At 40.7% G+C, this 24086-nt stretch carries 16 protein-coding genes; 8 read left to right on the top strand and 8 right to left on the bottom strand.

The window, feature by feature from the left end; genetic code table 11:
• Positions 1–18: 18 nt before the first annotated feature.
• Positions 19–330: a hypothetical protein gene (locus I8752_RS06840; protein ID WP_225895488.1), complete on the bottom strand. Its 312-nt coding sequence runs from the start codon at positions 328–330 to the stop codon at positions 19–21.
• Between the two features lie 192 nt (positions 331–522).
• Entirely contained in the window at positions 523–918 is a 396-nt protein-coding gene (locus tag I8752_RS06835; protein WP_214431555.1) for a hypothetical protein, read from the bottom strand.
• Positions 919–1321: 403 nt separating this feature from the next.
• Here I8752_RS06835 and I8752_RS06830 point away from each other — a divergent pair, with 403 nt between their 5' ends.
• On the top strand, positions 1322–4948 hold the full coding sequence (locus I8752_RS06830) for a WD40 domain-containing protein (protein ID WP_214431554.1): 3627 nt from the start codon (positions 1322–1324) through the stop codon (positions 4946–4948).
• Positions 4949–5244: 296 nt separating this feature from the next.
• On the top strand, positions 5245–6933 hold the full coding sequence (locus I8752_RS38345) for a B12-binding domain-containing radical SAM protein (protein ID WP_214431553.1): 1689 nt from the start codon (positions 5245–5247) through the stop codon (positions 6931–6933).
• A 57-nt stretch (positions 6934–6990) separates the two neighbouring features.
• On the opposite strand, the gene I8752_RS06820 is transcribed toward I8752_RS38345, so the two are convergent.
• Positions 6991–8643 (bottom strand): GMC oxidoreductase, encoded by a 1653-nt coding sequence (locus I8752_RS06820; protein WP_214431552.1) that lies wholly within the window; start codon positions 8641–8643, stop codon positions 6991–6993.
• 647 nt (positions 8644–9290) lie between these two features.
• Between I8752_RS06820 and I8752_RS06815 the strand changes: the two genes are divergently transcribed.
• Positions 9291–10406 carry a glycosyltransferase family 47 protein gene (locus tag I8752_RS06815; RefSeq protein WP_214431551.1) on the top strand — a complete coding sequence of 372 codons (1116 nt, stop codon included), beginning with the start codon at positions 9291–9293 and terminating at the stop codon, positions 10404–10406.
• Positions 10407–10472: 66 nt separating this feature from the next.
• Here the strand turns inward: I8752_RS06815 and I8752_RS06810 are convergent, their stop codons facing one another.
• Complete coding sequence (locus I8752_RS06810; RefSeq protein WP_214431550.1) at positions 10473–11000, bottom strand: universal stress protein; 528 nt, start codon at positions 10998–11000, stop codon at positions 10473–10475.
• Between the two features lie 557 nt (positions 11001–11557).
• Here I8752_RS06810 and I8752_RS06805 point away from each other — a divergent pair.
• The 4 genes from I8752_RS06805 (at position 11558) to I8752_RS06790 (ending at position 17885) form a co-directional block, all read left to right on the top strand.
• Positions 11558–12223: a phosphoribosyltransferase gene (locus tag I8752_RS06805; RefSeq protein WP_214431549.1), complete on the top strand. Its 666-nt coding sequence runs from the start codon at positions 11558–11560 to the stop codon at positions 12221–12223.
• Between the two features lie 62 nt (positions 12224–12285).
• On the top strand, positions 12286–13149 hold the full coding sequence (locus tag I8752_RS06800; protein ID WP_214431576.1) for a Tab2/Atab2 family RNA-binding protein: 864 nt from the start codon (positions 12286–12288) through the stop codon (positions 13147–13149).
• A 410-nt stretch (positions 13150–13559) separates the two neighbouring features.
• Positions 13560–14873: a TldD/PmbA family protein gene (locus tag I8752_RS06795; protein ID WP_214431548.1), complete on the top strand. Its 1314-nt coding sequence runs from the start codon at positions 13560–13562 to the stop codon at positions 14871–14873.
• 309 nt (positions 14874–15182) lie between these two features.
• Positions 15183–17885 carry a chloride channel protein gene (locus I8752_RS06790; protein WP_214431547.1) on the top strand — a complete coding sequence of 901 codons (2703 nt, stop codon included), beginning with the start codon at positions 15183–15185 and terminating at the stop codon, positions 17883–17885.
• 205 nt (positions 17886–18090) lie between these two features.
• Here I8752_RS06790 and I8752_RS06785 read toward each other — a convergent pair whose 3' ends face one another.
• Positions 18091–19407, bottom strand: a complete 1317-nt coding sequence (locus I8752_RS06785; protein ID WP_214431546.1) for a Gfo/Idh/MocA family protein — start codon at positions 19405–19407, stop codon at positions 18091–18093.
• A gap of 833 nt (positions 19408–20240) precedes the next feature.
• The gene (locus I8752_RS06780) at positions 20241–21356 is read right to left on the bottom strand and encodes a BUD32 family EKC/KEOPS complex subunit (protein WP_214431545.1); all 1116 of its coding nucleotides are present in this window, start codon (positions 21354–21356) and stop codon (positions 20241–20243) included.
• Positions 21357–21716: 360 nt separating this feature from the next.
• On the opposite strand from I8752_RS06780, the gene I8752_RS06775 reads away from it, so the two are divergent.
• On the top strand, positions 21717–22511 hold the full coding sequence (locus I8752_RS06775; RefSeq protein WP_214431544.1) for a peroxiredoxin-like family protein: 795 nt from the start codon (positions 21717–21719) through the stop codon (positions 22509–22511).
• A 5-nt stretch (positions 22512–22516) separates the two neighbouring features.
• Here the strand turns inward: I8752_RS06775 and I8752_RS06770 are convergent, their stop codons facing one another.
• Together I8752_RS06770 and I8752_RS06765 are read right to left on the bottom strand one after the other, a co-directional pair.
• The gene (locus I8752_RS06770) at positions 22517–22990 is read right to left on the bottom strand and encodes a hypothetical protein (RefSeq protein ID WP_318780820.1); all 474 of its coding nucleotides are present in this window, start codon (positions 22988–22990) and stop codon (positions 22517–22519) included.
• A 120-nt stretch (positions 22991–23110) separates the two neighbouring features.
• Positions 23111–23950, bottom strand: coding sequence for a hypothetical protein (locus I8752_RS06765; protein WP_214431542.1), 840 nt, complete (start codon positions 23948–23950; stop codon positions 23111–23113).
• Positions 23951–24086: the final 136 nt, after the last annotated feature.

Genomic DNA, 24086 nt, shown 5'->3' with positions numbered 1-24086 from the left:
TCGTTGGTGGGTGAGAAATTAACCCCAAGACTCTAGAATCATGGCGATCGCAAACATACAGAACAAAGAGACTGCAATTCTCACAAACCATATCAACACAGTTGCAGATAGCAGTACTTGGATTATTGAAGTAGCCTGGAAAACATGAAACACAATCAAAGCGATCGCAAAACCCAGCAGAGTTAACAGAAAATACTTGAGTCCTCTTCCAGTCAAAACTAAAAGTAGATTTCGATTGTTTTTCATAGATTTTGTCCTTTTGGGCGAAGAGAGTGGTGAGTCAGAAGTAGAGAGTAAAGAACGGGGATTTTTATCCTGCTTGTTGTTCATAGAATTTCCTCCAGTAAAAATACGCCTAACTAAAAAGCCGGTCGTGTTGAATCACACTACCGGCTTGTAAACTTCTCATTTATCAAAAGCCAAATGTTTTTGAAGGTACAGCTATTTAGTTTTATATATCGCCCTACTTAGCTGCTAGTCTTCTGGTCTTACGATCCTGAAACTAGCTGTAAGGCAAGTAAATTAGGTCTTGTTGCGGGTTTGCCTCCACACTATCCACGTTTCCAAAATTTGGTCGTATATTTTTTGGATCTCTTCTACTTCCTGTTGACTCAAACGATAACGGTGACTAATATGACTGCTCAGTTCCACTAGAGTTTCGTATTTACTCTGTTTACTACGGGTAATAAACTCACCATGTTGAGTTCCTGATAAAGTCTCAATCAACAAAAAGCTCATGTGAGAAAAAACTGGAGGCAACTCAATAGTGTCAAACTGCTTTGGCACAAGTTTCAGCCTCTGTTTGTCTTGTAGTTTGACTATAGGTGAGTCACCTAGGGGCCGATCTTCTATCTTTAACAGCATTTTGATAGTATTTGAACCCCCAATAAATTCCGGCAATCGTGAGGAGCTGGTCATATTAGTTACTCCGTGAGGTTGTCGAGCTTTAAACTTATCTGTCTTCTCACATACATCTATATACGTATAAGATAACCACATTTGAATAAATTTGGCAAGTAAGTTTTATCTGAAAATAGAGATATGATGTAAACTTTTCTATCTTCTATCTCAAATTTAACTCACATATATATAAAAAGCTATAATAAAAGTGAGTTTTTATACAAAAACCTTTTGTTTAAACAATTTAGCAATCAAGAGTAAAAATTATAGTCTGGCTAATAGTGACTGAAATAATTGTGTAGTTATTATGAAATATGGATAAATGGAGATAAATACCCTTTTCCATATTAGTCAGCCATGCTATAAAAAATTATCTCACATACTGATAACTGAATAATATATTGTGTGGAGCTTAGATGAAATGAAGCACGTAGCCGACATGCCTCAGCTTCCTGAAGATTTCATCACAGAAGTCGCAACCAAACATGGTGTTACTCAAACAGAGTTAGATGCCTTACTTTTGGCGTTAAATGATTCTTCTGGTATTGAAATCGCTAATAGGTTAAAGATTTCTCAACCAGCGGTGAGAAAACGACTAGGAGAAAGTTATCGCAAATTAGGTATAGAGGGTAGCGGCAACAAAAAACTGAATAACCTGAAGCAAAAGCTATTTACTCAGTATCAAGCCAGTGATGAGAATAGCACTGCACTGCGTCAAGACTGGGGTGAAGCAGTTGATGTAGAAGGTTTCCGGGGTCGAAAAGAGCAAATTGGGGAATTAGAGCAATGGATGATGAAAAATAGTCCCAATCACTGTAGATTAGTAGCAGTCTTGGGTATGGGCGGAATTGGCAAGACAGCGATCGCAGCCAAAGTTGCCAAAAAAGTAGAGCCAAATTTTGATTATCTAATTTGGCGATCGCTTCGTAACAATCCACCATTAGGAGATATTCTCACACAACTATTACGATTTTTACCCCATGATGCGGAAGCATATTCAACAGATAGCGATAGCGATAACAATAAAATACTTCGATTGATTGACGCTTTAAGAAAAAACCGTTGCTTAGTAATTTTAGATAATGTAGAATCAATACTTCGTACCGGCGAATGGGCGGGTGAATATTTACCTGACTACGAAGATTACGGCTACTTGTTTAAAAAAGTTGCAGAAGCCGCTCACAACAGTTGTTTATTTTTGACTAGTCGAGAAAAACCTAAAGAAGTAGCTGCACTGGAAGGAAAAAAATTACCAGTCAAGGTATTGCAGTTATCGAGTTTGGATTTAGCAGAAGCTAGGGATATTTTGTCTGATAAAGGATTTTCTTGTAGTGACGAACAGTTGCAGGAATTAGTAGAAAGATACTCTGGTAATCCCTTAGCTTTAAAGATAGTTGCTACCACAATCTATGATTTGTTTAGCAACGATATTGGAGAATTTCTATCCCAAATTCAGGAATCGACTGCTGTTTATGGAGATATTCGCACTCTTTTAGACCAGCAATTTAATCGCTTGTCTCAGTTAGAAAAACAAGTGATATACTTGTTAGCAATTAGACGCGAATATGTTTCACTAACAGAAATCAAAGAGGATTTACTGACAACAGAAACCACAATCAAAATTTTAGAAGCTGTAGAGTCACTGTTGCGGCGATCGCTGATTGAAAAAGAAGAAAATGCCAGTAGGTTTGGGCTGCAATCTGTAGTTATGGAGTATGTGAATGAACAATTAACCGAACAAGCAGTTCAGGAAATAATTCAAAAAAAAAACTGGGAATTTATCAATACTTACCCTTTAATGAAGGCGCGATCGCTTGATTACATCAGGCATACACAAGAAAGGCTAATTCTAGAACCAGTCAAACAAAAACTACTCAATGTTTTTGGTACAGAAACAGAACTTGAATCTTATCTCCGGCGCATATTAGATAATTTACAACAGGAGCCTCTACCAAAAAAAGGTTATGCTGCTGGTAACTTGGTCAATCTACTGCGCCAACTTCAGATAAATAAATTTCCAGATGATTCTCACATAGATTTGAGCGGACGCGATTTTTCCGGTCTAACTATTTGGCAAGCTTATCTGAAAGATGTCAAGTTACAGGATACTAGCTTCGCCAATACTGACGTAACTGGTTCTGTATTCGCTGAAACTATGTCTAGTATTGTCTCAGTGAGATTTAGTCCTGATGGCAAATACTTTGCTACAGGTTTAATAAATGGGGAAATTCGCCTATGGCAAACTTCCGATAATAAACAACTTTGCACATATAAAGGTCATACTGCCTGGGTTTGGGCTTTCGCTTTCAGCCCAGACAGTAAATACTTAGCTAGTGGTAGTGCAGACTACAAAGTTAAACTTTGGAATGTCGAGACAGGCGAGTGTCTGCAAACATTTAAAGGACATACCAATAAAGTTTACTCGGTAGCTTTTAGTCCAGATGGTCGTCTTTTGGCCAGCGCTGGTGAAGACCAAACAATTAAACTTTGGGATATTGCCACAGGTATTTGCCAGAAAACACTCATCGGTCATCATGGCTGGGTTTGGTCAGTTACCTTCAATCCAATACTTACAGATAATGCGCCCTGGTTATTGGCAAGTGGCAGCGCCGACAACAACATTAAACTGTGGGATATTTCCGAAGGAAAATGTCTCAAAACTCTTGAAGGTCATAGCCGCGATGTTCGTTCAGTGGCTTTTAGTCCAGATGGCAAAACACTAGCTAGTAGCAGCAGAGATAAAACTGTCAGACTATGGGATGTGACTACAGGTAAATCCAAACAGATTTTTGAGGGACATAGCAAACAAGTTTATTCTGTACGTTTTAGTCCAGATGGACAAACCTTTGCAAGTTGCGGCGAGGACAGAACAATCAAACTATGGCACATCCACAGTAGTCAATGTTTAAAAACTTTAGAGGGACATCAAAGCCAAGTGTGGGCGATCGCATTTAGCCCAGACGGACGCACGCTAATTAGTTGCAGTGACGATCAAACAGCCAGGCTGTGGGATGTAGCCAAAGGCAATTGTCTCAATATATTGCGAGGTTACACTCGTGATGTCTATTCTGTGGCATTTAGTCCCAATAGCCAAATGCTTGCTAGCGGTCGTGATGACTACACAATTGCGTTATGGAACTTACAAACAGCAGAATGCCACTCTCTAAGAGAACATCAAGGACGTATTCGTTCTGTAGTCTTTCATCCAAATAAGCAAATACTTGCTAGTGGCAGTGCTGACAATACCATCAAACTTTGGGACATTCAAGACATTCATCATCGCAAATGCATCCAAACCCTTAGAGGACACAATAATTGGGTGTGGACAGTGGCCTTTAGTCCCGATGGCGAAACCCTTGTCAGCAGTAGCGAAGATCGAACTATTCGCATATGGGACATCTCCACAGGTGAATGTATTCAGAAATTTAAAGGACATAGCCATTGGGTGTGGACAGTTGCTTTTAGTCCTGATGGTCGCCACCTCGCAAGTGGTGGTGCTGACAGTCTAATTAAACTTTGGGATATTTCCACTGGAGAATGTATTCAAACCTTGACAGACCATCAAGACATGATTTGGTCAGTAGCATTCAATCCTGATGGAAAAATTTTGGCAAGTGCTAGCGAAGATAAAACTGTTAAGTTATGGAATCTCGATGCGGGTGAATGCTATCAAACCTTGACAGGACATACTCAACAAGTCTACTCAGTAGCATTTAGTCCTGATGGGCAAACTTTAGCTAGTGGTAGTGCTGATACTACCGTTAAACTATGGCAAGTCAGCACAGGTAAAAGTTTAGACACCCTCAAACGAGGACACACAGCCGCAATTCGTTCTGTTGCTTTTAGTCCTAATGGGAAGTTGCTAGCTAGTGGTAGCGAAGATGAAAAAGTTCAATTGTGGGATGTCCAGACCTGTAGGCGAGTGCGATCGCTTTTAAGCGATCGTTTGTACGAACGCATGGAAATTACTGGCATTACTGGTGTGACAGACGCTGAAAAAGCCTCTTTAAAAATGTTGGGTGCTGTTGAAGAAATGCCATCTGTTTAAACAACTAGAACTGATGGTATTTGCAAATTAATTGTAGGATGGATTGGATTAAAAAAGCACCTCAAAGTAAGTGGGTTTTTAAAAGCACATTCAAAACAAAAATATCACTCTTTTATCATCCTTCAGGAATATGCATTTTAGCTGTTTTAATCCAAAAATAGCTGAAAACTCTGATTTGACCTGAATAAATAATTACTCACGTTCAGAGTAATTTATCTAATAGTAAATGAAACACATATTCTAACATATAGGTGTCTCATTTATATAAAAACTAAATCAAGGTAGGTATATATATAGTGTCATTATCTTGTCTAACTGATAAAGACAGTCGCCTCAATCTTAACTCAGTAAAAATTGTCCTAATCGGTGAAATCCTCAAACATAGAAGCTTTAATGGTGCTAATAAAGCTTTACCCGTTCTCGCTTCTAGTTTATTCAATGCTGGATTTAGTCAAGTAATACAGCTAGATTTAGAACGTCCCGACCTGACTATTGAAAATGTGTTGTTTGAAGTTAGAAATGCCGATTTAGTAATTTTTGCTGGTTGTATGACTCCTCAATGGCCAGAAATTGACGAACATAGCAAAAAAATATTTGATGAGCTAGAAAAACTAGGAAGAAAAAATGTACCGATTTTGGTTGGTGGATATGCTACCAAAAGCGTTGAAGATATTGCCAGAATCACTCCTTGGGTAACAGCATTTTGTGATGGCGAAGGCGAAGAATCAATAGTAGAAATTGCTTATGCAGTTGCCAAAGGTAGTTTTTATCAACAAATGCAATACTTGCCAGGATTGTGTTTCGTTAATCAAGATGGCAAATTCTGCCGTGTCACCCCAGAGAATAGTAAAAAAAGCATTTTTCATCGTTCTATTGCTCCGAGAGTTAATAATTTTGATGAAATTGACCAGAATTTTGGTCTGATTCATGTGCCACAAGTACATGACATGGATATCTTTAAATCTGCTGATAGCAGACAATTAAAAACAGCGCAATTATTTACTCAAAGAGGATGTCCTTGGAAATGCGGTTTTTGTAACAAAAGCAGTGAAAGTAGTCACGTAGTTCGGTTAAGTGAAGAATCTTTTCGCAGACAATTAAGACAACTCAAGCAGTGTGGTTATGAAGCAGTTTATTTAGATGTGGATACTTTTACAGTTCATGAAAAAGTAGCAAGACAGGAAGCAAAAATCCTCCAAGAAGAAGGATTCATTTGGGGTTCCAATACTAGAATTGATAAAATTGATTACGAACAAATGTGCTACCTAGTGGAGCATAACTGTGTTTATATGTTTTTTGGAGTAGAACATACTTTACCAGAAGTTGCACTAGCAAATCATAAATTTAATGGCTCTGTCCTAAGCCAAATTAAGCAAGCATTTGATTATCCCGCAAAAGTAAAGCAAGTTTTTATAGACATGAATAGAGCTGGATTACCTAGCAGTTATTTTGTTATTTTAGGACTAACAAAGGCAAAATTTAATGAAAGTAAAACCGCAATTATCAGCTACGAGCCGACAACTTTTGAAGACGACATTAATGTTATTCGCTTTGGATTGGAAGAGTGCAACCCAGATTTTCTGAATTTCAATATTTTGAGATTTATGCCTGGTAGTATGGCAGCTGATATACCTGCTCATCCTAGCTATTCCTGCGTGCGTCCTTCAGGAGAACAGCCAATAACTGCCGGATATTTCTTACCACGAGTTGCCAAGCATTATGGCTATCCCATGTCCTCAGTTCATGGAGTCTACCGATTATGTGAGTCAGTAGGCAGATATCAACCCATAACAGTTGCCATGCATCCCCAACGGGTTTACGATACCATTCGCTGTGCTATGGAATTAATTAACGCCAAGATTGATGCGGGAGGCAAAGCAACCAAGTTGTTTATGGACAGGGATTTACTAGCTTTAGGTCTAGTTAATAGAGATGAGAAGGGAAAATACGCGATCGCTCCTTTAGAAGATTTTGCCAATATTTAGGAGTCAAAAGCGTAACGTCCCTTACTGATTAATATTTTTAATTGTAAGTTCCCCGAATTACGAATTACGCATGATTGTTTTCACACGGTCTGCTAGCCTAATTGCCAAAGCGACAATAGTCAGTGTGGGATTAGCATAGCCTCCTGTAGGAAAAACAGAGCTACTGGCGACGAACAGATTAGAAACGCCGTGGACTTGGCAATTTCGATCTACAACACCCTGCTTGGGATCGTCATGCATACGCGTCGTTCCCATGTGATGATGCGTACCGGGATGAATTAATTTTGGTAGATTGCCATCTCGTTCGACTTGTAATTGACCTATACCAGCACGAGCGATTTCTGCTTGGAGAAAATCTTGTGTGCGCTTAATGTTGTGGATATCAATATCGTTCCAACGCCAGTGTAACTTCACTTGCTGACGACCGAGGCGATCGCGATCGGCAATCAAAGTTACTCGGTTGTCTGGGTCAGGTACTTGTTCGGTTTGATGAAGAACTTCAAATTCCGCAAATCGATTTTCATGACCTCGAATATACGACCAACCACCCCAAGCCAAACTAGGAATAAAAGGTTGCTGTTTGGTAACTGCGCCATAAGCAGCAGGCAAAATATAGTCAAGACCAATAATTACATTTGCTAAGTGTTTGAAAACATCTTTACGTGCTTCTGTATTATGCTTCATCGAAAGCAATGTTTTCAGTGAATTAATAGCTTGTAATTGATATGTTTTTGGTATGGGAAATAGCAATGTACTATTATTTAGTATTTGTTCGCGGCGCATGAGTTCTTCGTTGAGAGTTAGCTTGCCCATTACTGGCACGTTATTTACTCGCCGCAGATCGTATAAAGCTGTACGTTTGAAAAGTTCTGAATTAGTAGGAATCAATCTACCACAGCTAACTAGAGGATGATCCATAAAGAATCTACCTACTAAATCGTTTTGATTGCCTAAACCAAATGTCTGCACTTTATTGGATAGCAATAGTAAACGTGCAGTTTCAATGCCACCAGCAGCTAAAATCACAATCTTGGCACATACCCAAAATTTGTTACCTGACAAACAACCTACTCGCAAGCGGGTTACAGTTTTGGCTGTTTCATCTGTTTCTATCTCAATTAAGTTAGCGTTGAGATAAGTAGTAATATTACTAGCTTGATTGATTTGTTCGCGGTACTCATGGGTGAAGACAGCACGCGGGCCAAACTGAAACATGCTGGTAGTTACATTACTAGCCAAAGGTAACTGCGGAGTTTCAGCATCTTCCCAAGCTTCAGCGTCATAAGCAAAAGCTCCTAATTTACAAATTGCTTGGGCGCGATCGTAGAATGGATCGATGTGAGATTTATCGAAAGGCCAGCCACTATATGGTAGCCAATCTCGTTTCTCAAAATCTATCTTGTCCAATGGTACATACCTAACACCAATTTGATTGTCACCCAATCGAATTTTCCAGGCATTTGCTGTACCACCAAACTGAAAACGACGTTGTTCGTCTAGTGTGCCGAAAAGATTTCCTACGCTTTCACCTTGAGTAAGTGACTGAGTATCTTTGTCAAAATCCAGTCCACCACTTTCTAAAAGACAAACTCGAAAATCTGCAAAAGCTAATTCTTTTGCCAAAGTAATGCCTGCTGGCCCAGCACCGACGATACAAACTTCAGTTTCAATAGTTTCATCAGCAGGTAGTGTACGTGCGTCGATTAACATTAATTCCCTATAACAATTCTAAATTATTTGTGAAAAAGGATATTTGGTAAATTATCCTTGTTTCCTTGTTTCAATAAAAATGAATATGACACAACTAAAATAGAATTGCCATATATAAATCATGTTTTTCAGCATGATTCAGTAGAGTATTTAAATAGACAAAATATGGAGTTATGCACTTTACCTGTAAATAGTTATTTATGTAACAAAATTCTCCTACTATTCTCATTAAGAAATATAGCTAGCAAGACTTTAAGGTATATCAAAGATAAATTACTTTAGTATAAAAATCTTAAATACTGCTTGTCCAAGTTCGCGTTAATTTAAGTAAATCAACCTTACAGATATAGATATTCATAGATTTTTTACATGTCAGATATTTTAATTTATAGCTTCTTCATAAAATCGCTAAAAAATTATCGTTAAATAATTTACGTAGAAAAATAAGTTTTTTCTACTCACGTGCATCCTCCTGAACCCAAATACTCAAACCCAAATAAAACATTTAACAGCAATTCTATTTAGGTTACTAACAAAAGCTACCTAATAGAGCTTTTGTCTCTGCAATTTTGCATATTCTACTTAGGAATGCTGTAGCAATTTATGTTGACTCTAATCTTCTACATTCATACAAGCAAACTCCTGATATGACCGTAATTAATGCTCTTGCCAATCAATATTATCTCTACATCAGACGAGGACAAAAACCAGTTCCTTGGGATATATACGCTCCTAATCCACCAATTAACTTTGGCTTAACTACTTATTTTGGTAAAGTCTTCCAAGCTATAGAGAAAAGTTTTCAACTTAGCGGTTTAGTATTTTACGTCACTTGGGATGAAATTGATGAACTTCCATCATACGGGCAAAATGTTGTTGTTTTCGTACTAGGAGATGAGTGGTATCGCATACCAAAGTATGCTCACAAGGTAAAAGCTGTATTTAAATGTATAGGTACACGCCCAATCCTTGGATGTAATCCCCTCGTTAAGCCTTCTCTTTTAAACTTGCTAACACTAATTCAATTCCTCAGAATCTTAGTTGTTTGCCTACCTGGGTTTATGAATTATCAGTGGCACAAGTTTAAAAACTTGCTGTTGGGTAAAGGGGAAATAACTCCTATCTATGACATTCCTTTAGGGTATAACAACTCAAAGGATATGCTAATTAAGGATATTGAAGAGCGCCTTTATGATGCTTATTTCTCTGGCAGTATAGTACATGTAGCGTATCCTTTGTGGTCTTTGAAGTACTGGTTAGGAACTCCAAAAACTTTGGCTCGCAAACTCATGTTATCAAGTGCCAATAAGTTTAAGAAAAAAAATCCAGATTTGAAAGTTGAATTAGCAATCACTGGTGGTTTTCGCAATAGAACTATTGAAGATGAGCGTAGCTATTGCGAAATAATGATGGATACGAAAATATGTCTAGTTCCTAGAGGTACATCTTTTGAAACAACTCGTTTGTTTGAGGCAATGAAATATGGTTGTATTGTGGTGACAGAAGCTTTGCCTTCACGATGGTATTTAGATGGAGCGCCTGTGATTCAAATAAAGGATTGGCAGGATTTGGAAGGGATATTAGGACAACTGTTGAAAGATAAGCAACTTATGGAAGAGTTGCACGAAGCATCATTAAACTGGTGGAATAATCAATGTTCAGAAGCCATTGTTGGAGAGTACATTGTTGAAAAACTTTACGCAAATATCCCATTTTGGCGCAAACACATAGCAGGTGTGTCTATGTCCTTGACTCCACCCTAATGGAGATGGGGGAGAAATTGTTATAAGTCTTTCTCCCTATCTTCCTATTTTCTCTAACCCTCGACCTCAAGTTGACGTTATTTGTGCATCTTGAGGTTTTTCTGTTGTATTAGTAATCTTTCCTTGGATTGCTAAAACCGAGCAATGTGCGTGATGCAGCACGTAATTGCTTATACTACCTAAGATTAACTCGCTGACTCCAGCAAGACCACGACGACCAACAACAATTAAGTCAGCCGGCCAACTACTAGCTACTTCACAAATTATTCTACCTGCATCACCCATATTTTGGGTAAAACCAGTTTTGACACCCGCATTAATTGCTGTATCAGTGAGCGATCGCAGCCAATCTAGTCTCTCTTTCTTTATTGCTTCCCACTCTTTGGTATGATTATCCAGAGGATATGTTTGTAAAGTTGGATACATTGCATCTGGCTGGGTAAAAACAGGGCTAAGATAGGCATCTTCCAAAGGCGAGAGAACGTGCAGCAACATGACTTCAGCATTTATTCCTTTGGCCAATGACACGCCTTGTTCAAAAACATGTTGACCCGTTTGGGTTCTGTCTACTGCAACCAAAATTTTGTGAAACATAGTGAAAAGTCCTTTTATTTTAAATTCTTGAATCCTCGCTTTAGCAGAATAGGGAGTGGGGAGTAGTGTAAAACGAAATTGTGGTATTATCCTAACTTCTAATATTAATTTTACTAGATGGTGCTTAAATTGATGGTAAGAATTCAGCACCCAGGAGTCAGAAGTCATAATTTAAAGGTATCTAGTAGAATAGTAGATTGGTTCATCAAATATTTCTTCTCATTCTTTAACCCCTCTGGCTCCTGGATTCTGACTCCTAAATTCTTACAATTAATGTTATGCGAAGCGACAACAATATTTGATTTGGATTTTATATAAAGTAAAACGAGCGAAATAAAAAAATGTGACTACACAAAAAGTATTATTAATTATTATTGCAATTAACAAGATGTTGCGATCGAGAATCACAAGTTCCTCAAAATTACCTTTTAATGTAAATATAGAGATACTGCCTATAGCTATCAGTTGAAAAATGGATGAGTAGCAAAATTGGGATACTCCCTTAACCGAAAAGTATTTGGATTAACTTTACTCTTATCCGAGGGAGGTTCTAAATTATGACTACTAGATTTCGCAACCGCACTGAAGCAGGTCAGATGTTAGCAAAACGCCTTATAGCCTATGCTAACCGTGAAGATGTATTGGTATTAGGTTTGCCCCGTGGTGGTGTACCAGTAGCATTTGAAGTCGCAAAAGCACTAAATGCACCACTAGACATATGTTTGGTAAGAAAACTTGGTGTCCCTAGTCACCAAGAATTGGCGATGGGTGCGATCGCCTCTGGGGGCGTTCGGGTGTTAAATTACGAAGTTGTTAATTGGTTGGGCATCTCCAATCATACGATTGACGAAGTAGCTGCTCAAGAATTGCGGGAATTACAGCGTCGCGATCGCGTCTATCGCGGCGAGAAACCCCAACCAAAAGTTAAAAATCGCACCGTTATTTTAGTAGATGACGGCATTGCTACGAGTTCAACTATGCGTGCTGCCATTGCCGTACTACGGGCACAGCAAGCCCAGCGAATTGTTGTTGCAGTTCCAGTCGCACCGCCTGCAACTTGCGAACAGTTAGGTAGTGAAGTAAACGAAGTAATTTGTTTGATAACACCAGAGCCATTGTATGCGATCGGTCTTTGGTATGAAGAGTTTTCGCAAACCAGCGACGAAGAAGTACGCGATCTATTGGCAAGGGGTCAGCTGTTATCAATTACCAATGACCATTGACGAACCTTGGTAGAGTAAAAATATCAGAAAAATATGAAGTCGTCAGACTTTCACGGCAAAACATGGGCAGTATTTGGGAAATCGATTTTTACTCTCGTCCAATTTTGGACGAAAATCAAAAAAAAGTTTGGGAAGTCTTAATTTGCGAAAGTCCCTCAAATGTTGAGACAAAAACAGATTCTTTGTTTCGTTATGCTCAATATTGTTCTAGTACAGAGGTAAATTCGGGTTGGTTGCGGACAGCATTGCAGGAAGCGATCGCCAAAGCCGGAGAAGCACCGATCAAAATCCGCTTTTTCCGTCGCCAAATGAATAACATGATTACTAAAGCCTGCCAAGATGTGGGTATTCCTGCCCAGCCTAGTCGCCGCACCTTGTTCCTCAATCAATGGCTAAAACAGCGGATGGAAGAGGTCTATCCTCAAGAACCTGGATATCAAGGAGGTACTAATCCCTCGGTGCGCATAGAAAGACCCTTACCACAGCGTTTACCAGATGCTTTGGAAGGAAAACAGTGGGTGTTTGTGACTTTGCAAGCTGCGGATTTTGCAGAAATGACAGAGTGGGAAATAGGCTTTGGCGAGGCATTTCCCCTAGAGTTGGCACAATTATCTCCCGAAACCCGCATTCCTGGGGTTTTGATTTTCTCTCCTAGGGCATTACCCATAGCGGGTTGGATGTCTGGTTTGGAATTAGCTTTTTTAAAGTTTGACACTACCCAAGGAGAGAGATTAATTTTAGAAACCGGTGCTACTGAAAGTTGGATTTTAGCCAATATCAAAAATCCTCAAACTTTAGTAGAAGCCAAAGGTTTTGAAGAAACTAAACAAAAAGCCAACGGAGTGCATTTTATTGGCGTGCAATCCGATCCTCAAGCCGAAGCTTTTGCTGGGTTTTGGCTGCTGCAAGAGGTGAATCTGGCGTAAGGTGTATACACGAAAGGGTTGGGGGAGTTGGGGGAGATGAGGAGGATGAGGGAGACAAGGGAGAATAACTTGCGACTTGCGACTTGCGACTTCTGCTAAACCACTGCCGCTATTTTGTTGAGTGGTTTCCCTTACACCCCTTTATTGCTTCACTACACCCTACCCCCTACACCCTACACCCTGTTGCTGACCAATTACTGAGACAGATATGATACATAATTAATCATTTTGGGATAATTCTCTGCGTCCATGACATGCAGATAGACACCGATGATTTGGGATAATTATCTGCGTCCATCTGCTTTAAAAAAGGCAACTGCCGATATATGTGGATAGACACCAATGATTTGGGATAATTATCTGCGTTTAGCCGCAGTTCAAAATCCAAAATCTACAATTTATCAAGGGTCATGGGTGCTGAAAATTTGTCACAAGATACACTAGCAGAACAGCTACTGGAACTAGCCATAAAATCGGGAGCGCAAGCAGCTGAAGTGTATCAGTCGCGATCGCTTTCTCGTCCCGTGTTTTTTGAGGCTAACCGACTCAAGCAGATAGAAACCAGCCAATCTGAAGGCACAGCACTGCGGCTGTGGCGAAATGGTCGTCCAGGACTGACAGTCGCTTATGGTGATGTCCCAGCACAAGCGATGGTGGAACGCGCTCTGGCTTTGAGTCACCTCAATCAACCCGAATCTGTAGAATTGGGCAGTAACTCTGGGCTAGTTTATCCAGATGTGGGGAAAGCTGTCCCCATAGAAGTATTAGTAGACTGGGGCAAAGAAGCGATCGCGCTGATCCGCGAAGTTTATCCAGATGTGCTTTGCAGTAGCGACTGGGAATGTGATGTGGAAACTACTAGACTTGTCAACAGTCACGGTTTAGATTGTTACTACACTGACACTACCCTCAGCTGCTATATCTCAGCCGAATGGATACGAGGCGATGATTTTTTAAGTGTTTCTGATGGCCAAACCCAGCGAGACTTTCTCCAACCTGAGAAATTAGCTCATCAAATTTTACAAAGGTTAGTCTGGGCTAACGAAAATGTCTCACCGCCTAGCGGTCGCGTTCCAGTGTTATTTACTTCTAAAGCAGCTGATATGCTTTGGGGTACTGCACAAGCAGCTTTAAATGGCAAGCGCATCCTAGAAGCAGCTTCCCCTTGGGCAGAACGCTTGGGTAAACCAGTCATAGCACCCAGTCTCACCCTCTACCAAGACCCCCAAGCCGGGCCTTACAGTTGCCCTTTTGATGATGAGGGTAATCCTACTACTTCTTTAGTCTTTATTCAAAACGGGATTTTACAGCATTTTTATAGCGATCGCACCACTGGACGACAGCTGGGTATCGGTACTACAGGAAATGGTTTTCGCTCCAGCTTAGGCAGCTATCCCACCCCTGGTTTATTTAATTTCCTCATCGAGCCTGGTTCTGCATCGCTTTCAGACTTAATTCAAATGATAGATGATGGCTTAATTGTCGATCAAATGTTGGGCAATGGCAGCGGTATCTCTGGCGATTTTTCCATCAATATTGATTTGGGTTATCGCGTGCAAAACGGACAGGTAATTGGGCGTGTCAAGGATACGATGGTTGCAGGTAATGTCTACACAGCTCTCAAACAGTTAGTAAAATTAGGTAGTGATGCTGATTGGAACGGTTCTTGTTACACTCCATCTTTGATAGTAGAAGGACTATCCACCACAGGCAGAAATAACTAAAAATTAATAAAGGTGATTTTTATGTTATTCCTCCCTTGCCAATGTGAGGGAAGGGAGGAGAGATTCGTGGAACTCTTAAGAAATAAGGCAGGAGGCAGGAGGCAGAAGGCAGAAGGCAGGAGGCAGAAGGCAGAAGGAAATAGGATTTGACTTGTTTGTTTCACCCTTCCTATAGGTGCGCCTTCGTTGGAGACTCACGTTTCTTAAAATTAAATGACAACTGTATAAATAGATAAATAGAAAATAAATATTTGCTGACTGACTCACTCAATTAAGTTTTTAATTTTTAATTTTTAATTTTTAATTTTTATGTCGCTTCCTGTTCTTACTGTGCGCTTTCGCAGCTGGTTGCAGCCTAGAAGAGGTTTAGCGATCGCCGAGGCTTCTATTATTGGTCTAGTGGCTGCTTTATCTGCGGTATTTCTCAAAGTAGGTTCGGGATGGCTGGGGACATGGCGAGTCCATGCTTCTCACGTTTTACCTGCATGGTTTGCCTTACCATTAGTTGGTTTAGTCTTTGGATTTTTGGCTGGTGCTTTAGTACAAAGGTTAGCACCAGAGGCATCAGGTAGCGGTATTCCTCAAGTTAAAGCTACTCTTGGCAATGTTTCAACTGCCTTATCCTGGCGGGTGGCAATTGTCAAGCTCTTTAGTGCCATCATCGTCTTAGGTTCGGGGATAACTCTGGGAAGGCAAGGCCCGACTGTGCAAGTAGGAGCAGGTTTAGCAGCAGGTATGAGTCGTTGGGTTCCCACCTCTCCAGATCATCGGCGACAGATGATTGCTGCTGGTGCGGGTGCAGGTTTAGCCGCTGCTTTCAATGCGCCGCTTGCTGGTGTGATATTTATTGTCGAAGAGTTACTCCAAGATTTATCTGGACTTACCCTAGGGACAGCGATCATCGCTTCGTTCATTGGTGGGGTAGTATCTCGGTTGTTAGGTGGGCGTAGTCTGGAACTCAACCTGCAATTGCTCAACTACTCCAACAAGTTCTCTCTCCCAGAACTTCCCTTCTTCTTACTATTGGGCATCTTGGCAGGATTACTGGGTGCATTATTTAATTATGGCATAGTTTTTAGTATAAAATTTTACAAAAAACTTCATATTAGTTTGCCGTTCAGAGTAGCTTTAGCAGGACTTATTTCTGGGATTGTCGTGGCAATACTCCCAGAGTATTTTCGTGATAACACTGGTTTGCGAGAGTATATGATTACTGGTGACACGAATGCATCCTTGGCGGCGATCGTGTTTGTGGCTCAGTTTATCCTCACACTCATAGCATTTGGTTCCGGCGCGCCTGGAGGTTTATTTGCTCCCAGTCTCATTTTAGGTTCTTGTTTGGGACACTTTATTGGTGTATGTGAGGCTCAATTTTTGGGAGTGGGTTCTTTTACTACCTATGCTTTAGCGGGAATGGGGGGATTTTTTAGTGCCGTTTCCAAAGTGCCAATTACAGCAATTGTCATTGTGTTTGAAATGACTACAGATTTTAATTTGGTACTGCCTTTAATGATTGTGTCTGTAGTAGCGTATCTTGTTGCTGATAAAGTCATGCCAGGATCGCTTTATGACAAGTTATTGCAGCTAAACGGCATTACGATCGCCAAAGCAGCTTCTAGCGATGGCATACTGAAAAATCTCACTGCTAAAGATGTCATGCAGCAACAGGTGGAAACTCTGGATGCAGAGATGACTTTAGATGAAGCAAGACAAGCCTTTTCTCGTTCTCATCATCGCGGTTTTCCAGTAGTAAAAGATAGCAAGCTGGTAGGTATTGTCACGCAAACAGATTTGACAAAGATACACAATCGCAACCTCCCAAACGATACTCCTTTGAGGGAAATCATGGTTCCCACCCCGATAACAGTAACACCCATACACAATCTGAGTAATGTACTGTATTTGCTTGACCGCTATCAAATTAGTCGCTTGCCAGTAGTGCAAGGGCGGAAACTAATTGGCATCATCACCCGTGCAGATATCATTCGAGTAGAAGCAGAACATCTCAATTGTGAAGATGCTACCCCAAAACTGCAAGCAGAACCTTCTTATGTAGTTTACCAAACGCGATCGCCCAGCATTGGTAGAGGTAGATTATTAGTACCAGTAGCTAATCCAGAAACAGCAGCTGTTCTTTTGCAAATGGCAGCAGCTATTGCGCGCGATCGCCACTATGAAATAGAGTGCGTGCAAGTGATGTTAGTATCGCGTCACACTTCCCCCACCGAAACACAGGTAAGAACTGCAAAAAGTCGCCGTTTACTACGACAGGCAGAAGTTCTAGCGAAAAAGTGGCACATTCCTCTACATACACAGATTCGAGTTGCCCACGATGCCGCCCAAGCAATATTAGAGACAATCAACGAGCAACACATCGATTTAATTTTGATGGGTTGGAAAGGTAGCACTTCCACTCCTGGGCGGATTTTTGGCAACGTCGTAGATACAATAATTCGCCAAGCTACCTGCGATGTTGTATTGGTGAAGTTGGGAAAAATAGGACACAGGTATGCGGGGACACGGGGACACGGGGAATCTTGGATAGATTCTCCGCGTCTCCCACTCTCCGCGTCACCGCGTCCTTTGCCCTCATCCCCCCTCACTCCCCAGTTCAACCGTTGGCTAATCCCGATGGCTGGCGGCCCCAATGCCAGGGTGGCAATTAAGTTATTACCTGCTTTAGTGACATTGGGCAACGAACCACAAATTCGCTTGACACAGGTATTTAAACCATCTGAAATCAAGCCAGACATGACAGTTTTAGAACAAGCCATCCGCCAGCTAATGCGTCGCCGCAAGTTGTCTAATACTGTAATTGCTGCCCCAGTGCAGGCTAATTCTGTTGCCGAAGGTGTGATTAACTTAGTGAAAACCGAAGGATACGATGTTGTCGTTTTAGGAGCTTCTCGTGAAGGATTATTGCAACAAGCAATTCAAGGTAATATTCCCGAAGCGATCGCTTCTGGTGTAGAAAGTACAGTGATATTAGTCAGAGGTGCGATTAATAATTAGCAAGCAAGACTGAGAGCTAATTTGTCAACTAGAGTAAAGATTGGTTATATAGCAATACAGTTCAGTTAAGCCCCAAATCCTCATGTAGAGACGCGATTCATCGCGTCTGAAAGACCAATTTTCTACGCCAATAACCTTTAACTAAACCGTATTGGGTTCTATAGCGTTTGCTAGTCTAGTGAGGTTAAGTTTGTTGAAAAAATGCTTACTTAAGCGTTCTAGGAGCGGGGCCGCGAGTCACATCTAGTCCTGAAACCCGTGGAAGGGTAATTGTTTTGCCAGTTTGTGCCGCTTGGTAAATCAATGCTATCAGTTTTTGGTCTTGCAAACCTTCTTCGCCTGGTGTATGGGGTTGTTTGTTACCAATCACACAATCCGCCATATGATCGATTTCTAAAGCGAACTGGTTTTTTTCACTCAGCCGCACTTCGCTGATGTTCTCTGCCATGCTGTTAGTTGGTGATTTCCGCGAAATCATCATTCGCAAACCGTTGTAAGAGAATGCCGGATCGAGTTGTCCCCAGGCATCAGAACCAAAGACACGAAATCGTCGTGCTTCGTGAAAGCCGTAGCTAGTAGAGCAAATCGCTAGCACTCCACTAGGAAACCGCATCTGAAAGGTAACACTTTCTTCTACCTCTTTAAAACGCGGATCGCCGGGAGTGCTGAAGGTTTGAGCGCTAATTTCAATCGGTTCCTCTCCCGTCAAATAGCGAGTTGCATTTAGGCAATAAATTCCTACATCTGGTAAAGAGCCACCTCCAGCTAGAGCGCGTTTCAACCGCCATTGATTTAAGTCACCGCCCTGGTTTTGTCCGTTGTCTGCCTGAATCAGCTTTACAGTTCCTAATTCTTTGCTGCGGATCGTCTGAATCATCGCCCGATGGTGCGGCTCATACTGACAGCGATAAGCAATCATCAGCTTGCGATTAGCTTGTTTGCACGCATCGATCATCTGTTGAGCATCTTCTACTGTGGTTGCCATTGGCTTCTCACACAAAATATGCTTACCTGCTTTGGCTCCACGCACCGTATATTCTCGATGCATACTGTTAGGCAGTACAATATAAATTACATCAACATCAGGATTGTTGCGAAGATTGTCATAATTCTGATAGTTATAAACGTTCTGCGGTTTAATCCCATACTGTTGAGCAACTTGATTGGCTTTGGCAGCATCGCCACTAACTAATGCAGTCGGCTTTGCTAGTTTGCACTCTGCAAACGCAGGCATGATTTCTTCCAATGCCAATCTTCCTAGTCCCACGATCGCAAACCCCAAACGTTGCTCCGGTGGCAATGCAGTCGGGGGGCCGCCCGTATCCACTTCAGTTTGTGCTGAAATAGGCGCAAACTTAACTTGAGGCGGCAGAGTTCCTCCATGTGGAGTAGCTTGCTGCGTTGGCTGCTGGGCAGCAACCTGTTCGCCCATACTACCAATTGTGGCAGCTGAAATGGCTCCTAATCCAGCAGTGGTTAGAATCTGACGACGAGAAAATTTTCCTTTAAACAATTCAGACATTATGCTTCCTTAACGGGCGAGTTTTGGACTTACATCATTTCACAAAATTTCCGCAAAAAAATTAGATTTTAAATTAAGAAATGAGCTTTTTCTTTACTGAAAAAGCTGCTCTCTTATACCTAGCCTTTGCGCTTTGGTGTCATCTTTTCTTAATGACATTCTTCTATAATTCGAGTCTTTTGCTGTTTTGCAGCCCCGGTTGTAAACTGCTTGTAATCACTAGCAATCCAAATTCTTAGCTTTTAAACCTCAGCTTCATACCTATATTTTTAGATTTTTAAGTATAGCTAGAATAGTAAAAAAAATATGATTGGGAAATACCTGCCTTCAGACTGAAGTTCTCTTTCATACAAAATATAGTTCGTTATAACCCAAGAAGGTTACTAAAAAGGAAGTGATTTGTATTGAAGTTACCGCTCTTTCATTCCACGTACAAAACATTTGAGGAGGATTACAAAGACAGGTTTGGATTTGAACGCCATCATTTTTACAGACTAATCGAAGCTTTGGCTGTATTTGATAACCCGATCGAAACGCGTCCCAGTGGGACATAAAATCAAATAGAATCGGATGATAAGCAAATGTGTCCTAATGGGACACAAACGCAAATTGAATTGGCCAATGAGCAAATGTGTCACAATCGATCGCATATTCTGTCTACGAGTGAGCGCCAAGTCTGAGCGATCGCGAAGTTAGAACCATAGCACAAATCTGGTAGCAGGCTGTAAAGCAGGCAGGCGATCGCATCAGTAGGCTATGGGTCAAAGAAAATCTAGAAGAAGCTGCTCGTACTATGTTGAAACATCTAGGGGAATCTATATTGAGCCAATTGCCTAAGAATCGCCATTCAGAATAAACCCTGTTTCTTCGAGCAGCTGTAGTAGTTTTACATGAGGAAATTTTGTGTTCTTTTTATTATTCCACATATCAACAAAGAAGTTTTGCATCAGTGCAATAATACTGCGGTATTTGACAATACTAGCAACATAGAAATTATCTAACTCCATGATTCCATCAGCGTATAACTGCTCGATATTGTCAAGTAATACAGACCCTAATTCATAGGGTTTTAAGCCTTCTTTTATGTCATATTTTTCCATTATCCTGCGTTTATCGTTCTCAGAACATGAATCATACGATGAGCGGATAAGATGACCAAGATTTCGTAAGACTTCTCCATAATCGTAAAATTGATTCTCTTTAAAAAAAGACTCTTCATCGTTGGTTAACGCAAAACTCTTGTCAAGCACCAAACCAAAATCAGTCAAATATGTCCGCTTGCCGTCTGTGAGGATATTGTAAAAATGTGTGTCAAAGTGAATAATTCCCTTCGTTCTCAAAAAGGTAATCGTTTTGTGTAATTCATCCAGGGATTTCTGAAGTTTGTTTGGGTTTTCTTGCAACCATGTTGCTAAAACATGGGGTATGTACTCTAAGAACAGAATCAATTCGTAGTTGGCGTTGGCTCTATCTAATACATAATTACCAATACTTGCATTATTACCCCAATACTCCACAAAGCTCTTGTAATTTTCCATATCGACATCTCCACGCTGCCCAAAGAACGGAATGATTCGATAATGGTACATTAGAGGAAATGAGGCGATCGCTCCTTCTAATACCCAGTTAGTGGTCTTGATATGTGTCAGAAGTTCGCGGAAGACACCTAAACCAATAGAACCTACACCGTAATTAAAGTAAGTTGGTAAGTTATACAGATTTTTGGTAGAAAATAGGTTTTCATATTCGATGTTGGTAATTGGAATACGTTTGACAAAGACTTTAGATTGTCCAAGAACAATAGTGTAATTTCGCCCCGAATTTAAACTTGATATACCAGACTCACTATCGTCAAACAAAGAACGCAATTGTGTATTATCCAACCCAGCAAGTTGTGAACTAAGTTGAAAGTACTTCTCGATTCTAAACTCTAGATCGTTCCTAAGCATTTTTTCGTTTAGGTAGAACATGAAAAAATAATATGATTGCAAATATTTTAACTTTTTAAACACTAGAATATTTTGTAACACTGCTTACCCGGAAGCGGTTATAAGTGTGGCAGATTAAACTATGTGTTTTCTCGAATAGACAGTAGCAGAAATTGAACTAAAATGTGCTGAAGAATTGGTTAACATTCAAGTTCAACTAGCACGATAGAAATTAAAGTTTGATAATATTTGGTTTGATGATAGTTAATGCAGAGATATGAAACAGCAATCTAGTGCTTGGTCAGAGCGATTATTAGATATATCAAAGTTGTTGTCCGAATCCATCTAAAATTTTATTTAAAGACTATTGCCCTCACCTGCATGAATACTCAAACACGCTCTAATTCTCCAGATATTTACTCGATTTTGAGCCAGACTCAACGCTTGCGAGTTAGCGATGGAGAAAGTAAACTCGTTTTAGATGGTTGCACCCATACTTCAAAATTGCTCGTACTTATTTGGTCGCAGTTAGGAGATTTTGATAATTTAGAATACGCTTGGTGGCTAAGGAAAGAAAAAGAAGAAATCGAAGCCAGAAGAATCACAATTCGCGCTATTGGAATTGGAAATCGCAATTCTGGAATCAAATTTTGTGAATATACAGGATTTCCTCAAGAATGGTTATTTGTGGATGCCAACGCTGAAATTCACAATCTTTTAGGACTTTATCGTGGTTTATCTCTACAATTACCCTTACTATCAACCTCACAAACAGCTTGGCTGAATTTAATACTCATGTGTGCTGGTATTGGTAGTCCCGGAACTCTCAAGGAAGTTTTTCGGGGTTATAAAGGTGATAAAAAAGCCCCGCAGTTAATTGCAGATGAGGAAATTGTCAGGAATACACCTTTACCACCAATAAAAGGTTCGTTTTTCAAAGCTGCTGGAGGTAAAGGCTTTCAACGTCCTTTTGAATTAGCAACTCTACGCCTGCGAAACATGACGGAAGTTTTGAGCAACAGGAATACTTATGTACCAGATTCATCTTATTTAACCCAACGGGGAGGAACTTTTCTATTTGATTCTCAAGGTAAATTAATTTACGAACATCGCGATCGCGGTATTCTTGGTTTTGCCGAAAATATGAGCAATCCCTTATCTTTTTTGGATAAATAATTTTATTATCGTGGCGACACTGTTGGTGATGCAGATGGCGCTTCTACTGGAATTGCTCGCTGCTGTTGGTAAAAGGCAACAACTTTCTGGACGTAAGCAGCAGTGAAGCCGCGATCGCAACCGATATAGTTGCCAGTCATCCACCAGCAAGCTACACCATAAACAGCTTTAGTTTCATTATTGCTAGTAGCGCGAAATTGGTTATTCAACTCCCGACGCGTAATACAAGATACTACCGAGCGGGCTGTCACAGGACTATTCTCAAACTGTATCGGTGTTAGTTCTCGTTTGAGGCAATATTTTGACCAAGCTTTGAGGGTTTCTGGTTTGACTTGCCATTGGCTGTAAAGTCCATCATCTGAAGTGCCTGTTTGCGGTGCAGCCTGTCGCAGTGCCTCTACCATAGCTGCTACTTGAGCATTAGAAACTACCTGTTGTGCTTGAGCTAATAATGACGGTAGCCCGAAATTGGCAACCATTGTACACAGCAGTAATAGTATGGGGTTTTTCCTCATAATTATGAACTCTGGGGTCTCTTTGGCATAGTAGCAGTTATACACCCTGATTTTTCCTAAACAAATATGCAATTTCTATCAAGTTTAGGGCAGATATCGATTCATCTTTAGCCAATCTTGAGTTGAGCCAAAGTTGGGATTTTCAGTTGGATCGTTTGTCCCATATATTTGTCCTTGACGATTTATCCAGTAGTAATTGTAGTTTGTTGGTAACTCGACCATTGGATAACCGTAAGGGTTTGTCCAAGTTGTGACATTGCCCAGATTTTCACGAAATTGGAAGTTTTGACGGTCTATAGATTCATTTCGTTGGCGGTTGACTTCGTTCCAGGTATTCTGCGACCATTCGCGGTATTCTCTATGCCTTTGCCCTTCGGTAAGCGAAATATTGATGTTTTGCGCCATAATTCCTTGAATTCCGAAGGCCGCTCCATTGGTTGCTGAAACCTCAGATGCTATTTGTGGCAACCATGAAACATAATTAGCCCACTGCGAGCGATCGGATGCTGCACAAGTCATGACCATTGTACACAAGTTGTAGCTATATGCGATACTGCACTTAGCTATTCCTTGATAGGCGATACCATTGTACATATAGTTGTAGTCCCACTCATAAGCAACTGTGCATCCAGCAATCGGTTGCACTTGACGAGGCTGACCCATTTGTAGTTGATATGGTTGCATTGCCAATAGCTTTTCGTAGACGAACTGCCAGGGATTGTAGTTTACAGGCAGACCAGAATTCCCCACCATTATCGTTAAAGCAGTATTGTCTGGGGAAAATAAAACAACAGCAAATTGTCCATCCTCAACCACTCGCCAACCGCTTGGCACTACATAGTTAAAGTAATGTCCGTGCCGGATCTCCAGCGAAGGAGGGGTTGAAGCCTGAGAAGAAAAAGAAGACTGATTATAATTGTACATTTGACTTAGCGACACAGATGAGAACTTATGCTGAATACATCTTGAGTTTGGGGTTTTACGTAGTGGTTCACAACTTTTCTTCCAACAATTTTGCACCAAGCCCCGTTGGGGCGGGGTGTGGGGTGTAGGGGAAGAG

The sequence above is a fragment of the Dendronalium phyllosphericum CENA369 genome (genome assembly GCF_016056275.1).
GTDB lineage: Bacteria > Cyanobacteriota > Cyanobacteriia > Cyanobacteriales > Nostocaceae > Dendronalium > Dendronalium phyllosphericum.
The sequence above is the reverse complement of the archived record's forward strand: the minus strand, read 5'-3'. Positions and strand labels throughout refer to the sequence as shown.

Excerpts from the sequence above, each read along its gene's own strand:
- I8752_RS06775 (WP_214431544.1), top strand. The coding sequence starts at position 21,717 with ATGAATACTCAAACACGCTCTAATTCTCCAGATATTTACTCGATTTTG.
- I8752_RS06765 (WP_214431542.1), bottom strand. The coding sequence starts at position 23,950 with ATGTACAATTATAATCAGTCTTCTTTTTCTTCTCAGGCTTCAACCCCT.
- I8752_RS06785 (WP_214431546.1), bottom strand. The coding sequence starts at position 19,407 with ATGTCTGAATTGTTTAAAGGAAAATTTTCTCGTCGTCAGATTCTAACC.
- I8752_RS06820 (WP_214431552.1), bottom strand. The coding sequence starts at position 8,643 with ATGTTAATCGACGCACGTACACTACCTGCTGATGAAACTATTGAAACT.
- I8752_RS06780 (WP_214431545.1), bottom strand. The coding sequence starts at position 21,356 with ATGCTTAGGAACGATCTAGAGTTTAGAATCGAGAAGTACTTTCAACTT.
- I8752_RS06835 (WP_214431555.1), bottom strand. The coding sequence starts at position 918 with ATGACCAGCTCCTCACGATTGCCGGAATTTATTGGGGGTTCAAATACT.
- I8752_RS06805 (WP_214431549.1), top strand. The coding sequence starts at position 11,558 with ATGACTACTAGATTTCGCAACCGCACTGAAGCAGGTCAGATGTTAGCA.
- I8752_RS06840 (WP_225895488.1), bottom strand. The coding sequence starts at position 330 with ATGAACAACAAGCAGGATAAAAATCCCCGTTCTTTACTCTCTACTTCT.
- I8752_RS06800 (WP_214431576.1), top strand. The coding sequence starts at position 12,286 with ATGGGCAGTATTTGGGAAATCGATTTTTACTCTCGTCCAATTTTGGAC.
- I8752_RS06770 (WP_318780820.1), bottom strand. The coding sequence starts at position 22,990 with ATGGTTGCCAATTTCGGGCTACCGTCATTATTAGCTCAAGCACAACAG.
- I8752_RS06790 (WP_214431547.1), top strand. The coding sequence starts at position 15,183 with ATGTCGCTTCCTGTTCTTACTGTGCGCTTTCGCAGCTGGTTGCAGCCT.
- I8752_RS06795 (WP_214431548.1), top strand. The coding sequence starts at position 13,560 with ATGGGTGCTGAAAATTTGTCACAAGATACACTAGCAGAACAGCTACTG.
- I8752_RS06815 (WP_214431551.1), top strand. The coding sequence starts at position 9,291 with ATGACCGTAATTAATGCTCTTGCCAATCAATATTATCTCTACATCAGA.
- I8752_RS06830 (WP_214431554.1), top strand. The coding sequence starts at position 1,322 with ATGAAGCACGTAGCCGACATGCCTCAGCTTCCTGAAGATTTCATCACA.
- I8752_RS06810 (WP_214431550.1), bottom strand. The coding sequence starts at position 11,000 with ATGTTTCACAAAATTTTGGTTGCAGTAGACAGAACCCAAACGGGTCAA.